General features: G+C 41.5%; 14 protein-coding genes and 1 pseudogene. 7 read left to right on the top strand and 8 right to left on the bottom strand.

Annotation, left to right across the window (positions count from 1 at the left end; all coding sequences use genetic code 11):
- Nucleotides 1-24: 24 nt before the first annotated feature.
- Nucleotides 25-303, bottom strand: coding sequence for a LapA family protein (locus tag CDG77_RS21545; RefSeq protein WP_094331368.1), 279 nt, complete (start codon nucleotides 301-303; stop codon nucleotides 25-27).
- Nucleotides 304-427: 124 nt separating this feature from the next.
- Nucleotides 428-1843, bottom strand: coding sequence for a phosphoglucomutase/phosphomannomutase family protein (locus CDG77_RS21540; protein ID WP_094331367.1), 1416 nt, complete (start codon nucleotides 1841-1843; stop codon nucleotides 428-430).
- A 148-nt stretch (nucleotides 1844-1991) separates the two neighbouring features.
- On the opposite strand from CDG77_RS21540, the gene CDG77_RS21535 reads away from it, so the two are divergent.
- From CDG77_RS21535 to CDG77_RS21520, 4 genes are all read left to right on the top strand, one after another.
- Nucleotides 1992-2846, top strand: coding sequence for a PD-(D/E)XK nuclease family protein (locus tag CDG77_RS21535; protein ID WP_094331366.1), 855 nt, complete (start codon nucleotides 1992-1994; stop codon nucleotides 2844-2846).
- Between the two features lie 459 nt (nucleotides 2847-3305).
- Nucleotides 3306-4070: a hypothetical protein gene (locus tag CDG77_RS21530; RefSeq protein ID WP_094331365.1), complete on the top strand. Its 765-nt coding sequence runs from the start codon at nucleotides 3306-3308 to the stop codon at nucleotides 4068-4070.
- A 64-nt stretch (nucleotides 4071-4134) separates the two neighbouring features.
- On the top strand, nucleotides 4135-4842 hold the full coding sequence (locus CDG77_RS21525) for a hypothetical protein (protein WP_094331364.1): 708 nt from the start codon (nucleotides 4135-4137) through the stop codon (nucleotides 4840-4842).
- 59 nt (nucleotides 4843-4901) lie between these two features.
- Nucleotides 4902-5600: a hypothetical protein gene (locus CDG77_RS21520; protein ID WP_094331363.1), complete on the top strand. Its 699-nt coding sequence runs from the start codon at nucleotides 4902-4904 to the stop codon at nucleotides 5598-5600.
- A gap of 77 nt (nucleotides 5601-5677) precedes the next feature.
- Here the strand turns inward: CDG77_RS21520 and CDG77_RS21515 are convergent, their stop codons facing one another.
- On the bottom strand, nucleotides 5678-7348 hold the full coding sequence (locus tag CDG77_RS21515) for a transglutaminase-like domain-containing protein (protein ID WP_094331362.1): 1671 nt from the start codon (nucleotides 7346-7348) through the stop codon (nucleotides 5678-5680).
- A gap of 618 nt (nucleotides 7349-7966) precedes the next feature.
- Here CDG77_RS21515 and CDG77_RS21510 point away from each other — a divergent pair.
- The 3 genes from CDG77_RS21510 to CDG77_RS21500 all read left to right on the top strand — a co-directional run bounded on the left by CDG77_RS21510 (nucleotide 7967) and on the right by CDG77_RS21500 (nucleotide 13872).
- Nucleotides 7967-10825 carry a cation-translocating P-type ATPase gene (locus CDG77_RS21510; RefSeq protein ID WP_094331361.1) on the top strand — a complete coding sequence of 953 codons (2859 nt, stop codon included), beginning with the start codon at nucleotides 7967-7969 and terminating at the stop codon, nucleotides 10823-10825.
- Between the two features lie 104 nt (nucleotides 10826-10929).
- Nucleotides 10930-12054, top strand: coding sequence for a DNA replication/repair protein RecF (gene recF, locus CDG77_RS21505; protein WP_094331360.1), 1125 nt, complete (start codon nucleotides 10930-10932; stop codon nucleotides 12052-12054).
- A gap of 702 nt (nucleotides 12055-12756) precedes the next feature.
- The gene (locus CDG77_RS21500; protein WP_094331358.1) at nucleotides 12757-13872 is read left to right on the top strand and encodes an acyltransferase family protein; all 1116 of its coding nucleotides are present in this window, start codon (nucleotides 12757-12759) and stop codon (nucleotides 13870-13872) included.
- An 11-nt stretch (nucleotides 13873-13883) separates the two neighbouring features.
- Here the strand turns inward: CDG77_RS21500 and CDG77_RS21495 are convergent, their stop codons facing one another.
- The 5 genes and pseudogenes from CDG77_RS21495 to CDG77_RS37775 all read right to left on the bottom strand — a co-directional run.
- Nucleotides 13884-14342, bottom strand: a complete 459-nt coding sequence (locus CDG77_RS21495) for an MgtC/SapB family protein (RefSeq protein WP_094331357.1) — start codon at nucleotides 14340-14342, stop codon at nucleotides 13884-13886.
- A gap of 211 nt (nucleotides 14343-14553) precedes the next feature.
- Nucleotides 14554-14751: pseudogene (locus CDG77_RS21490) on the bottom strand (zinc finger domain-containing protein); the annotation flags it as partial.
- Nucleotides 14752-14796: 45 nt separating this feature from the next.
- Complete coding sequence (locus CDG77_RS21485) at nucleotides 14797-15126, bottom strand: tetratricopeptide repeat protein (protein ID WP_094331355.1); 330 nt, start codon at nucleotides 15124-15126, stop codon at nucleotides 14797-14799.
- The gene (locus tag CDG77_RS38595; RefSeq protein ID WP_262985164.1) at nucleotides 15123-15254 is read right to left on the bottom strand and encodes a hypothetical protein; all 132 of its coding nucleotides are present in this window, start codon (nucleotides 15252-15254) and stop codon (nucleotides 15123-15125) included. The genes CDG77_RS21485 and CDG77_RS38595 overlap by 4 nt, the downstream gene beginning before the upstream one ends.
- Before the next feature lie 181 nt (nucleotides 15255-15435).
- Nucleotides 15436-15705: hypothetical protein (locus CDG77_RS37775; protein WP_223269910.1), on the bottom strand; the 270-nt coding region annotated here is incomplete at its 5' end.

The raw sequence follows: 15705 nt of genomic DNA, 5'->3' as shown, positions 1-15705 counted from the left end.
TACTTTTGTATGTTTTTTCAAACCTCAAAAATCTTCATCATCAACAAAAAATTCGGCATCCTCTTCTAATCGAGAATTACCTTGGCCAATACCAGCAAGTCCCCAGAGAGGTTGCAGCAGTGCCATGCCAATTAACCCGACAACAGCACTAAAAGCCAGAACTAAACCCATTGGTATTTGAATCGATTGGAATGTTAAGAATTTTAACGATACGGGTGTGGCATTTTGGACTGAAATAATTGCGATCGCAATTACCCAAACCGCTACAACTAGAGATGTAAAAAAAGGAGCGAGAGTTTTCATATTTTTTTTTATTGAAGTGGGGAGTGGAAAGTTAGGAGTTATTAATTTAGAACTCATAACTGTTAATAGGAGTTAGAAGTTAAGAATTGTTAATTTACAACTCTTAACTCCTAACTCCTTTTTCTTATGCTTCTAATTGAGCAATGACACTCTCTAACTCTTGGGCAATTTTGGTGAGTTTTTCGGGAGTGTTGGTTTCGAGATAGACGCGCACCAGTGGTTCTGTACCGGAAGGACGCAGTAAAACCCAGCTACCCTCTTCCAAATACAGCTTAATACCATCTTTACGTCCCACTTCCTTGACTTGAATTCCTGCTACCTCTGTAGGAGGATTTTTAGTAAAGGAGTCGATGACGGCGGTTTTGTGCGCCCCTGTGAGGTGCAAATCTAGGCGGTTGTTGTAAAGTGGGCCATCGGCTTGGGCGATCGCTTCTGCCACCATTTGACTTAGTGGTTTGCCTTCATAAGCGATCGCTTCTGCCACTAACATATCGGCTAAAACCCCGTCTTTTTCGGGAATATGCCCGATAATACTCAAACCACCTGATTCTTCTCCACCAATTAATACAGCAGTTTCGCGCATTTTTTCGCCGATGTATTTAAAACCAACTGGTGTTTCGTAAATTTGTAGCCCATTTTTAGCAGCGAAATTATCCAGCAAGTGAGTTGTAGCGACAGTACGAACGATCGCGCCAGTTTTGCCTTTATTTTTGATTAAATGACGGGCTAAAACTAGCAGCACAGTATTGGGAGTGAGGACAGTTCCTTGTTCATCGACGATACCAAAGCGATCGCTATCTCCATCTGTGGCCAAACCCAAATCAGCGCGATCGCGAACTACTGCTTTCACTAACTCAACTAATTGTTCTCCTTTGGGTTCTGGCATTCCACCCCCAAATAAAACATCCCTCCAATCGTGAAAACTTTCTAGCTGAACGCCACTATGTTGTAAAACTTCATCTAAATAGCCGCGAGAGGTAGAATATAGCGCATCATACTTTACCTTTAAATTAGCGCTTTTGATTCTTTCTATATCAAGTAGAGTATAGATAAATTGCAGGTAATCAGGTTTGGGATCGAAAATTGAAATGGAACCTGATGATTTGCTCCCAGGCAACTCATCCGATGCACTTTCTAGATTTGCCACAATAGTATCAGTAATCTCTGGAGTGGCAGGCCCAGCATAATCGGGTATATATTTAATTCCACAGTAGTGTGCTGGATTATGGCTAGCAGTAAACATCAACGCCCCTGCGGAATTTAGGTGACGGGCGTTGTAGGCAATTACTGGTGTGGGGCAATCCCGATCGGTAATTTTCACAGTCCAACCCAAGTCTGCCAGGACTTGGGCCGCCGTTTGGGCAAACTGGTCAGCTAAAAAGCGAGTATCGTAGGCAACAAGTACTGGTCTATCTTTTTTGTAAGCTGTTTCCAAATAAGTGGCGATCGCCCTTGTTACTTTCCGTACATTAGGAAAAGTAAAGTCATCGGCAATAATCCCTCGCCATCCATCGGTGCCAAATTCTATCTTGCTGGACATTTTTGCCACTTGCTCCCGCGGACATAATCAGTACTATAAAAGCTTCCTGCAAAGCGTGTGTAGTAGCAATTATCACTCGAAGTTTTTTTCTAAGAAAGCCTTAGCTTAAACTTCTCCCCACCGTATCTTCTCTCACTGTTTCTGAGCAATGTCAACCCCCGATCGACCTTTTGCCAGTTATCACCTTTGGTCTCTAGTTGCCCCAGCAACTGGGCAAGAACGCTGGCATTGCCAGATGAGACGGGGGTTTATCAAAGCACGGCAACACGAACCAAAAGTTAAAGCGCTGTTATCGCAAGCTACTGCACCCCAGAGGATTGGCATACTCGCCCAAAAAGGCGTTTATGAGTTTCATCATCACAGGCATCTGTTAAAGCAAGCAGATGGTGTAGAAAGAGTTGCACAGCTACTAAAATTAGGCAATTCAAGCGATCAAGTCCAGCAACGCGTGCTGCAAATTTTGAAAAAGTATCACGATGCGCCGTTGCTTTTGGATAAAGATATTATCCAATTAACTCCGGGTGATGAAGGTTTTCCTAAACCGATAGTAGTTGAACAAGAAGATTATTGCTTTCGCTTATATGCAGCTATGGACTGCGTTTTTATTGAGTCTGATAGCACTTTACATATTTTAGATTTTAAAACTGGTAAGTCAGCTTTTGACAAACGACAGGCATTAGTTTATTTGGTAGCTGCTCGTTATCTTTACCCCGGAAGAGAAGCTGTGGCATCATTTTATAATTTAGAAATATGTAAGAAGTCTGAGTTAATTAGCATCAATAATAGTGAATTAGAATCCTTAAAATTTGAATTAGCTAATATTGCCCACAAGCATCAGCACGATTTGCATAAATATCAGGAAGAAACGAACAATTTTAGTAAAATATTTCCTCCGAATCCTGGTTCTCACTGCCGTTTTTGCCCATTTAACTCAATCTGTGAATTTGCCGATGTTAGGCAAACTCAATCATATCCATTGCCAAGTTTAAGAGTTAATAGCTAATTGCTTTACCTATTGAAATTGGTTTAATATAAAAAATAACTGCTAAATCATCGTACTTTTACTGACATTGTTCTCAACTCTTATAGGAATCATATTTGATTTTTGAACAAAACTAGGTATTGTAGGGTGTGTTAGAACGCAGTTCGTAACGCACTAAACCCTTGACGATTGTGCGTTATGCTGTCGCTAACACACCCTACGTATCTTTTCAGAAATCAGAGCCTATTTATAAAGTAAATATGAAGTAGGGTGTGTTACGGCTGTGTAAGAATTTGAGGGTTTGAGAAAGTCTAATTCAGCCGTAACGCACCATATTTTCAGGTGCGTTACGCGCTGCTTTAACACACCCTACAATTTAAGGTTTACTTTATAAATGCTCTCTCAAATACTAGTCCTATATCAGACAAACTAGATGTAAAGTTCACCTATTTTATCTTGGTATCTCAGGAGTTAAGACTAATGCGATTAACGATAAAGAAATCTGTTTACAAATCAATTGGAATTCGGACTTTTATTTTACTTTTAATATTTAAAGTTATTTTACCTCAACCTGCATTTGCATTGCTGTCATATCTAGACGCTTGTGCTGTTCAACCTGAATGTGGTTCGGCTTTATTCTCTCATACTGCGGAGGCTGCCAGAACAACAGAGATTAGCACAACTACAGGTACAGGAGCTACTACTTCATCTGTGGAAGCTGTTGCTAGGACTACAGTTATTGAGGATATGCGCTTACCTGGTATTGCTACTTTTTATATTTGGAAGCAGGCTCAAAATCAAGCTAAGGAAAAATATTGTTCTTTTTATCCACTTAATTTGGTTTGTGGGCCACAAGGTCAATCTTCAGTTCTTTATAATTATAAATTTCACGAAACAGTGCATTACAGGAGGTCTGGTTATCCCGACAAATTTGTAACTAATCATTATCGAAGTTGGCGGCCTGCACCAGGGGCAATTAGAAGTTTAGCTAATCAATATCCAGGTCGTTATTTTGGTGGTAGCGAGCCTCCGTCTGGTGATTATGTATTTTGGATTAAATTAAATGATGGAGATGGTAATAATAAAACTCGTGGAGTCGTTTATGAATCCTCAACTGGCGATACCATGACATGGGATGATTATGCAAATTATTTTAACAATAATATTGAGAATGGATGGATTAGCGATGTGGTTCGTGCCGATCCACTGCCAGATAATTCACCCCCTCGTGATAGGAAAGATTGACTGCAATAAAAGCACAATATGGCTATTCAATTACTAAACATTCACCAAAGTAGAGGTTGCTGGCATGAATGAGCTTTTTACGCTTCTCCAAAAGATTAAAGAAAATCCAGTTATATACATAGACAAGCCATCAATTACTTGTCTTAAGTTCTTTATCGGGGGGTATTTAGGTCAACTAAGTGACTTAGGATTAACCCCAGAAGGCTACCCAATGGAAGGATTTCAAGAATGGATACAAGAAAGAGAAAAAACTAATGTGACTCGATCTTGGGCTGGAATACTTATATTTTCCTGTGGTAGTGACAGAAATGCTTTCTATAGTTTTTTTGAACTATTTGAAAAGTTTATAAAACAGAAAGATGATTCAAAAATTCAAGAACCTGAAGACGTTGTAAGGCTTCGTCAAGATTTTATGTTTCCTCGGTTTGATATTTATGACGAGATTTTAAAGGGCATAAGGAAAAGACCAGGTATGTTCTTAGGAACTAGTTCAATCACTAGACTAGATATGCTTTTGCGAGGATATAGTCTGGCTCGAAGAGAAGTTGGCGTACCTCCAACAGAGCCAGAAAGGGAATTTGAAGGTTTTCAATCATGGGTTGAAGATAAATATGGAATTAACTCAGGTCAGTCATGGGCTAAAATAATTCTTTTCTATTCTGTAGATGAGTATGAGGCACTACATAAATTTTTTGAATTGTTTGAAGAATACTTGCATCAGAACAAGAGTTCAGAAGTAGACGGAACTAGTGGGTTAAACAGAGAGTATTAAGTTGCGTTAGCCTACGGCATAACACACCATACTTACTAAATTAAATTGGAGTAATCAATATGAGCAATCTATCTAGACTCCTCAAAGATATTAAAGAAAATCCAGTCATGTATATAGATAAGCCATCAATTACTCACCTTAGTTCCTTTGTAAGTGGGTGGTATTTCAGTCAAATAGAACACTTCGGATTAAATCCAGAAGGCTACCCAATGGAGGGATTTAACGAGTGGATGCAAGAAAGAGCAAAAATTACAGTTTCACGATCGTGGAGTGAGATAATTATGTTTCTTTGTCATACTGAGAGAAATGCCTTCTACAGATTTTTTGAAGAATATGAGAAGTTTCTCAAACATAAAAATGATTCAAAAATTCTCGAAAGAGAAGAAAAATATAGCCCTACTAAAGATAATTCAAAGTTTCGTCAGTTTGATATTTATGACGAGATTCTAAAGGGGATAAAGAAAAGACCAGGAATGTATTTAGGAAGTAGTTCAATTACTAGACTTGATATGCTTTTGCGAGGATACAGTCTGTCTCGAAGAGAAGTTGGCATACTCCCAACTGAGCCAGAAAGAGAATTTGAAGGTTTTCAATCATGGATTAAAGAAAAATATGGAATTAACTCAGGTCAGTCATGGGCTAAAATAATTCTTTTCTATTCTGTAGATGAGCATGAGGCACTACAGAAATTTTTTGAATTGTTTGAAGAATACTTGAATCAGAACAAGAGTTCAGAAGTAGACGAAAATTGTGGTTAAGCAGAGAATATTAAGGTGCGTTAGCCTACGGCGTAACACACCCTACTTTTTCAGGGTTCTTTTCCCAATGCCCTAATTCAAAAGGGTGGCAATTCTTTAAGAATTGTGAATCGAATATGATTTATCGCCAAATCACCGATGGGGATATCTTCTTTGGTTAGCCGCGAACCTTTGCTTGTGACGGTTTCAAAGGTGATACCTTTGCCAATTTCAATGTGATACCAGCATAAACCCATAAAGAAGCGCGTTGGATAAGGGCCACCTTCACCGATATCGTCAGGATTTGATTCCATTGGCAACCAGCCAAAATTCGGGACGTAGAATTCCAGCCAAACATGATTAAAGTCGGGTTGTAGCGGTACTCCTACTAAGTCACTATGGGGAGGACATTTGTACCTGCCTACGGTGCGGCAAGGGATACCATTTAAACGGGATAGGGCAAGTAAAACACCTACATATTCGCCACAGGAACCAACACCCCGCTCTAAAACCGTATCTGGTGTGTCAATGTAAGGTTTAATACCGTAGGATAACTGATCGTAAACGTAGTTGCGGATGCTGTGCATTTTCCGCAGCACATTGGTTTCAGAACCAATAGCTTCTCTAGCGGCACGGCGAACAATGGTAGTATCCATTGCTAAATCGTCGTCATCTACTAGGTAGCGCGTTTGTAATTCTGGGGAAAGTTCAGGTATATCTTCTACATCTCTGGGTGTGATGCGATACTTAATTCCTCGAACTTCCACAAGTGCTTTCCAGCCAAATATATGCCGTTCGCCTGGAGCAAGAGAATCAAATTTAAAGACTGCTACGCGTTGACCTTCGACCACTTCTTCGGTAAAGGGTATACCAATGGGTTCAACGTGTTTCACTTTTTGACGCTCAGTTTCCGATGGTAGAGCGATGCGCCATTCGACATCAGGTAAATACACCTCATCTAAGGGGGCAATTTCCTCAGCATAAGACATTTCAATCAGATAGCCATTAGAGAGGGCGTAACGCTTATCTGGCTGGTAATGATAATACAGGGGATGAATAAAAGTGCGATCGCGGAATGTTAACTCATGACTCGGATCGGCATTGGGGTTATCTCGAATATAAGGCTCCTCTGTGGCGTAAGCGATGTAGATACTTTCTTTGCCTGTTTCGCCATTTTTATGGATTGCAATGCCTGTGGGACATTCAAAGGGGGTCAGGACACTAAATTGCAGTTCTCCTGTGGCCCTGTCCATCGCGTAAACTGATTGTTCGGTGCGATCGCAAATCCATAGCATTTCCTGAGTTACAGCTAAATTCTCTATGCCAACGCCTGGGGCATAAAATCTGGTAATCTCTTTTCGCGTTTCGCGGTCAAAAATCAGAATGTAGCCTAGCCTTTGGCAGCTGACATAAACTGTTGTTTCCCAAACAGCAACGCCATCAACCTGATAAGGCAATGTCACAAAATGTTCTAGACCTAAAGCATCGAGCTTGCACAAGTAAACACTATTTTCTCGGCTCACCCAGAGGGTATCTTCCCACACCGCTATACCAGTGACATCAGTAAATTCTTTAACTTGATGGGGATTAAGAATTTTGCTGTTGTCAGAAGTGGGATCGATCTCCAGTAGATGCCCTTTGATACTGTCAATGGCAATTAGTCTATCTTTGATGAAAGTAATGCCACACAAGGTAGCAGCAGTAAGCGGTCGAATTGTTCTTTGCCCAAACATCTGGCTAACGGTCAAAGTGGGGAGTGCAAAACTCATAAAACCTTGGGGGAAGTATAAAAAACCCTCACCTTTGGGTAGGGAGGAAACATGACTCAAGCGGTTTTAAGCGCCGTCACACCAATTGCTTGATGCGGAAAATCTTAGTCAAGCAGTGGCTCCCCCTAATTGGGTGAGTAAACAGAGGAGTAGTATTTACCCGTTTCCCTATATGTCGGGAGCGCCTTGCTAAGACCGGATTGTGAGCTTTGCCAAAGTTATTGGTCGGTACTATCCAAACAGCACTTCTTTACCCCTCGTAAAGATGTTTAACCATTTAGTTCTAGAGTTTGGGACTGGGATCACGCATCCCAAAGTAGGTCTTTAACTCTTGCCAATAACATAGTACAAAAAGTACTTAGGCGGGTCAGCTATCTAAATGTGGTTCTTGATTGCCACCTTTAGAGCGGGGTACTGACAATTATCGGTAAAATGTGTTCCGATCGACTCTTTCGTGAGAAATAATACTATGTCAAAACAGGAGGAATTTCCAAATGTTAAGAATTACATATACATTCATCCAACTGAGCGATCGCCTTAATGTAACTTTAGAAGATGCAATTCTTGCCATCACTAAATTATGATCGAATTTTGTAACCATTTCCTGTGACTTACACGATGTCTGCTAATTCTCTGCCTGAAGGTGCCGCCGTTTGGCATAGTTTAGAAGTTGATAAAGCGCTAGACCTGCTTGATAGTAATGCAGACAGTGGCTTAACACCCCAAGAAATTGAACAGAGATTACAAAAATACGGCCCCAACGAACTTGAAGAAACTGCTGGCCGTAGTGCTTGGGAAATTTTGCTGGATCAGTTCAAGAACATTATGTTGTTGATGCTGATTGGCGTGGCTTTAATTTCTGGGTTTTTAGACCTGATGCGTTTGCAGTCGGGCGGATTAAAGCCTGGTGAAGTGCCATTTAAAGATACGATCGCTATTTTAGCAATTGTCATTCTCAATGGCATACTCGGCTACGTCCAAGAAAGCCGTGCCGAAAAAGCCTTGGCAGCTTTGAAAAAAATGACCTCTCCCTTAGTGCGAGTCATGCGCGACGCTAGACTGGTGGAGATAGCAGCCAAGGAGCTAGTTCCAGGGGATGTAATGCTGCTAGAAGCTGGGATGCAGATAGCCGCAGATGGCCGCTTGATCGAACAGTCTAATTTACAAATACGTGAGTCGGCGCTGACTGGTGAAGCCGAAGCGGTGAATAAACAGGCATCACTAAAATTGCCGGAGGAAACATCATTAGGCGATCGCCTCAATGTCGTCTTTCAAGGAACCGAAGTAGTCCAAGGACGCGGCAAGGTTCTGGTGACTAACACCGGAATGACAACAGAATTAGGCAAAATTGCCACGATGTTGCAGGCGGTGGAAAGCGAACCTACGCCGTTACAGCAACGGATGACTCAACTGGGTAACGTCCTAGTTACGGGTTCTTTAATTCTGGTGGCGATCGTTGTCGTTGGCGGTGTCATCAAAGACGGGGGTTTTAAAAACATCCAAGAACTCTTGGAAGTTTCCTTGAGTATGGCGGTTGCTGTGGTGCCAGAAGGTTTACCTGCTGTAATTACCGTGACTTTGGCATTGGGAACCCAGCGAATGGTGCGCCAAAATGCCTTGATTCGCAAATTACCAGCAGTAGAAACTTTGGGTTCTGTAACCACCATCTGTTCTGATAAAACCGGCACACTGACTCAAAATAAAATGGTCGTGCAATCGGTTTTCACTAACGACAAAACCTTTCGCGTCACCGGCGAAGGTTATGCTCCTACAGGAGACTTTCAGTTAAATGGTCAAAAAATTTCCCTAGAGGAATCTCCAGAAATCCCAGCGCTATCAGTAGCCTGTGTTGTTTGTAATGACTCCGTATTGCAAAAAGAACAAGGTGAATGGGCAATTTTAGGAGATCCGACAGAAGGGGCATTAGTCACCTTGGCGGGAAAAGCCGGAATCGAAAAAGACCAGTGGAATAGTAAGTTACCTCGCGTTGCGGAGTTCCCTTTTTCCTCGGAACGGAAGCGGATGAGCGTGATTTCTCAGGTGGAGGGAGTCGCCACAGGTGAAGCATCTTCGAGAGGTGTCGATCCGGCGATCGCCGGTTTTCTCCAATCGGAACCTTATTTAATGTTTACCAAAGGTTCTCCAGAGTTAATCTTGGCACGTTCCACTCAAATTCATTTGGGCAATGACACAGCCCCTGTAACCGACGCACAACGCCAGCAAGTTTTGGCAGAAAATGACCTGATGGCGAGTAAAGGTTTGCGAGTGCTAGGTTTTGCCTACAAACCCCTTGCAGAAATCCCACCGGAAGGTTCAGGTGAAGAATCTGAGCAAGGCTTAGTCTGGCTGGGATTAGTGGGAATGCTGGATGCACCCCGCCCAGAAGTAAGGGCAGCTGTGCAAGAATGCCGTGAAGCAGGGATTCGCCCAGTGATGATTACTGGCGACCACCAATTAACAGCACGAGCGATCGCTACCGATTTGGGAATTGCTGAGGAAGGCGCACGTGTCCTCACAGGTCAAGAATTGCAACGGATGAGTGACCAGGAATTAGAGCAAAATGTTGACCTAGTGAGCATCTATGCTAGGGTTTCCCCAGAACACAAACTGCGAATTGTCCAAGCATTGCAACGCCGGGGCCGATTTGTCGCCATGACAGGCGATGGTGTTAACGATGCCCCAGCCCTCAAACAAGCCGATATCGGGATTGCAATGGGTATTACTGGCACTGATGTCAGTAAAGAAGCCAGCGATATGGTCTTACTTGATGACAACTTTGCCACCATTGTCAGTGCAACCAAGGAAGGTAGAGTTGTTTACACCAATATCCGCCGTTTTATTAAATACATCCTGGGCAGTAACATTGGTGAAGTTCTGACAATTGCCGCCGCACCCCTAATTGGTTTGGGAGGCGTTCCCCTTACCCCCTTACAAATTTTGTGGATGAATTTGGTGACAGATGGTTTACCAGCTTTGGCATTAGCTGTGGAACCTCCAGAACCGGATGTGATGCAACGTCCGCCTTTTAGTCCCCGCGAAAGTATTTTCGCTAGGGGATTGGGTTCTTATATGATTCGCATTGGCATAATTTTTGCCATTATCAGCATTGCCTTGATGTGGTGGGCTTATCAACATACTCATGCAGCTGGGTATCAGGGAGATCCAGAGACTTGGAAGACGATGGTATTTACCACCTTGTGTATTGCCCAAATGGGACATGCGATCGCCATTCGCTCCAATAACCGACTGACTATCGAGATGAATCCCTTCTCTAATATATTTGTACTAGCGGCTGTGGTCGTCACCACGATTTTGCAGTTGATGCTAGTTTACGTCCCACCCCTGCGAGATTTCTTTGGTACTCACTATCTCAATATGCAAGAATTGGGGGTCTGTATTGGCTTCAGTGCCTTAATGTTTGTCTGGATTGAAGCAGAGAAAATATTTTTGCGGATTATGGGCAAGAAGGCTGTGTAAATTGGGCATTGGGGATCGGGGATTGAGAATTGGGTATTGCTTATTCTCCTTGTCCCCCCAGTACCCATTCCCCATTCCCCAGTACCCATTCCCCAATCCCCACCATGTACCTGAAAACTCTAAACCTCAGACAATTTCGCAATTACCAAGACCAAAAGGTTGAGTTTAATGCTGCCAAAACAATTTTGGTAGGTAATAACGCTCAGGGAAAGTCGAATTTGTTGGAGGCGGTGGAGTTGCTGGCGACATTGCGATCGCACCGAATGACCCGCGATCGCGATTTGGTTCAAGAAGGGGAAGCCATAGCTCAAATTAATGCCACCCTTGAGCGACAAACAGGTATTAGTGACCTGACTTTAACACTCCGGCGCAATGGTCGCCGGAGTGTTGCTATCAATGGTGAATCTATTCGCCGTCAAATGGATTTTCTCGGCGTTCTCAATGCAGTGCAGTTTTCCAGCTTGGATTTAGACTTAGTACGCGGCGGCCCGGAAGGTCGCCGCAATTGGTTAGATACACTCTTAATTCAACTGGAACCAGTTTATGCTCACATTTTACAGCAGTATAACCATGTACTACGTCAGCGAAATGCCTTTTTAAAACGCCATGTAGAGACGTTAAATGCAACGTCTTTACAGTCAGAATTAGCGGTATGGGATGCACAGTTAGCTACCACAGGAACTAGGGTAATTAGAAGACGCGATCGCGCCATCCAAAGATTAGCTCCCATTGCTAGTGCTTGGCACGCCAGTATTAGTGGCAGTACAGAAGTTCTAGAAATTAAGTACATGCCTAATATTCCTTTAGAAAATAACCATCCAGAAGAAGTGCAGCAAGCTTTTTTAGCAAAAATTCAGCAGCGAACCGTTGCCGAACTGCACCAAGGCACTACTCTTGTTGGCCCTCATCGTGACGAAGTAGAGTTAACTATTAACCAGACACCCGCTCGTCAATACGGTTCCCAAGGTCAACAACGAACGCTGGTTCTAGCCTTAAAATTAGCAGAATTACAATTAATTGAAGAAATCGTCCAAGAACCACCCCTGCTATTACTTGATGATGTTCTTGCCGAACTAGATTTATCCCGCCAAAACCAATTACTTGATGCTATTCAAGACCGCTTTCAAACCTTGATTACTACAACTCACTTGGGTTCTTTTGATTCCCAGTGGTTGAAGTCCTCCCAAATTCTTTTTGTGAAAGCAGGACAAATAATCCCAAATTTATAATGATTTAGAATAAGTCTTTTCTAAGGTGATTCCAAAAATCTCTTTTTCTGTTTGCGTACTCTACGCCTCTGCGGGTTAAAAGTAATTTATTTAACTAATATACACGCAGGAAAAACATAGATAATACCAATTATTTATGAAGCTGCATAGAATTCGATCCCCCTAGCCCACGCCAGTCGCTCATGGGGGAAACCCCCAAGACCTCGCTGGCTCCCCTTATTAAGGGTGGAACCGGAAAAACATCTATCAAAGTCCCCTAATTTATCGGGGGATTTAGGGGGATCGAGATATTTGCAACTTCACATTAAATTGGTATAAGAGGTTAAAAAATTTATTAACCAACATTTTTGCCAACCTTGAAAAGAGCTACTCTTAATAATTATCCTCTGGTTGAAAACCTATAGTTTTTCGTTGGGTGACAAACTTCTAAGGAATTTTAATCTCCGTTAGCACTTAATGAGTTATGGCCGTTTGAGCAAAATTCATATTTTGACAAAACGACTTTTGGGTGGTATTACCACAAGTATTCTTACTCAATTTTAGTCTCTCCCATATCACAATTTTGTCTCGACTATTGTATAATAAAAATTACAAAAAAATAGAATATGTCTGTATAACTGCGGTATGTCAGATAACTTACTGGATTATTTATCTCACAAATTATTCAACTTATTTAGTTGCACCATCAAGGAGTAAAGATTCTTGGAAAAACCTTTAACATCTTCCCCTGCAAGTAATCCAGATATTGCGGCTGGTGCAAATGCACACTCAAAATTCTACATACCATCTCTGGATGGGCTAAGAACTGTTGCTTTTGTAATTGTCTTTTTATCCCATGCAAAAGTTGCCGAGCTTTTTCCTGGAGGCTTCGGCGTAACAATATTTTTCTTTCTCAGTGGCTATTTAATAACAACTATTCTTAGGCGAGAATACGATCGCTATCAAACTATTGATTTTAAGCTTTTTTATACAAGAAGAATCCTGCGTATTTGGCCCGCATTTTACCTAGTGTTGTTTTTAGGGGCTGCCTTAACTGTCTTAGGATTTATTCAGGGAGAAATTCGTTTACCAGCGTTTTTGTCTCAGTGTTTACACTATAACAACTACTATACAATTTTTTCTCCTAATGGAACTACTCCCGGTAGTGGCGTATATTGGTCTCTCGCTGTCGAAGAACACTTTTACTTACTTTTCCCCCTGCTTTATCTAGCTCTACGCAAATTGCGTATAACTCCACACAGACAAATGCTAGTTCTTTGGGGATTATGTTTAGCAACCTTACTCTGGCGGTGTCTTCAGGTTTATAGTTTTGGGGCATCTTCAGAACGTATATTCTATGCAACAGATACTCGGTTAGATAGTATTCTATTCGGTTGTGCATTGGCAGTTAATAATAACCCCATGCTGGATAAACAGTATTATTCTAAAAAAACATGGAAATATTTATTGCTGCCCATAGGAGTAATCTTGATTATTTTTTCATTTTTATATCGCTCCCCTGAATTTCAACAAACCTTTCGTTATAGTATCCAGGGAATTGCTTTATATCCAATCTTTATTACCGCTATTCGCTTTCCCGACTGGGGATTATTCCCCTTGCTAAATTTAAACTGGATGCGTTTTTTGGGTGTACTATCTTACTCTTTGTACCTTGTGCATTATACTGTGATTTTCACAGTTAACATGTACTTACCCCAATTGCATAAATTTATGCAAGCAGGAATTTCTCTATTAATTTCTGTTGGATTGGCATATATGATTTACCATTTTATAGAGTTGCCATTGGGACGGCTACGCAAAAAGTTCTCACGGGCATAAAAAGTCCTTGATTATTGATGTTTTTCTAACCTTTTAAAGACCTTGAGAATCAAAAAAGTCAGCAGAGCAGCAATCAATCCTAACTGCCATAAACCACAGCCGGCAGCAATTCCTAATCCAGCCGAAACCCAAATAGCTGCTGCTGAGGTGAGTCCATGAATTTCAAGTCGCTGTGATTCTTGAGAAGATTGGCGCACAATTTCTCCAGCACCGAGAAATCCTACACCGGCTGCAATCCCCTGAATGACGCGGCTAAGTGCATCAGGACTAGTTTGCAGTTCTCCCGTTTGCATAATTATTAAGGTAAATACAGCAGAACCCATACTCACCAGCGTATGAGTTCTTAAACCTGCCGGTTTGTGACTCATTTGGCGTTCTAAGCCAATAATTGCCCCGATAACCAATGCAAGGCATAGTCTGAAGCTGATATTTAGCCAATCATTGTTTTCTAGATAGTAAGTATTTGGCAATGTTTAGTCTGGTGTAAAGAAGTGGATAATTTTATCATAATTAGCGGAAAACCGTTGACCTAAGCCGGAAGGTCGCCCTTCCGACTTGGCTTCAGAACCGGACGTGAAAGTCAGGCGACACGTTTGAAGAATTCAGAGCAAAAATCCAATCAGAACGCAAAAATCAGCTAGTGTCATTAGGCTTTGTTTGTAGCCAGTAAGTTTTATTTTGTTAAAACTCTCCGGCTAAGGCTGCAACACATCGTTCGCAAATTAAGGGATGTTCTGCTGATTCTCCCATAGGAGTGGAGTAGTTCCAACAGCGATCGCATTTTTCGCCGTCAGCATTCACTACACCAATTACCCAGTCTTCTGTTTGTGCTGTATATTTTAATTTTTGTAGTGCATCAGCAGAATCTAATAATTCCACTCAACTAATTGCTTTCTCCACTCTCAATTGCACAAAACCAATATTTTAATTACGAATTAATTTTTTAATAAATCGCCACAGCATGGAAAAGGGTAAAATTAATATCGCCTTTAATATTTGCATAAAGTGACTTAATCGACCTTTGCGAATAGCGGGGGGATTAGACTGGTGTTGCAGGATTGCTAGATTTTTTTGAACTTTCGCTGTATTGGGATGATTAACACCTAACACCCGTTGGCACATTGCCAGGGCTTCAATGTACAGAGGTTCGGCATCGCTGTACCGTCCTTGGCTATCGTAGAGGGAAGCTAAATTGTTCAAGCTAGAAGCTACATCAGGATGCTCCCTAGCAAACAAGGACTGGCAAACATTTATTTTTTGAGGATGACGAGAAACTGACCAGTCTTATCTAATAAAACTTCTGTTACCTTTTCGGTGGTTTTTTCTAAGGCTTTGGTGGCTATTATAGTGCCAATTGCGATCGCCGCAGTCTCAAGTATCATATCCTGCCTATGACTATGTATATCTTATTTACTATTAACACACCGTTTTAGTTCTAAATTCCGCAATTAAGTTCAAAAATTTAGATGTAACTGAGTTTTTTAGATATTTAAATATTTTATTGCTTTTTTTTACACACTGCGTTGTGTACAGTCTTTCTATTTTTGAGTGTTTGGCGGTGCGTTAGGCTGAAGCCGTAACGCACCCTACTGGCTTTAAGTATAAAATTATAATTTTCATCAACAAACTCATGTGTTTTATTAAGGGACTTCCAAATAAAAAAATACCCAAAAAACTGACGAAAAAAACTCTCTGTTTATTTAAGTAATTTATTTCTTGGAAATCCCTAATAAACTCATGCGTTTCATCAACAAAAGCATAAGGGACTTTCAAATAAAAAATACTCAAGTACTTATTGTGGGGTGGGCATCTTGCCCGCCCGTAGTCAAAGGC

The sequence above is a fragment of the Nostoc sp. 'Peltigera membranacea cyanobiont' 213 genome, assembly GCF_002245975.1.
In the GTDB taxonomy this organism is placed as follows: Bacteria; Cyanobacteriota; Cyanobacteriia; order Cyanobacteriales; family Nostocaceae; genus Nostoc.
The sequence above is the reverse complement of the archived record's forward strand: the minus strand, read 5'-3'. Positions and strand labels throughout refer to the sequence as shown.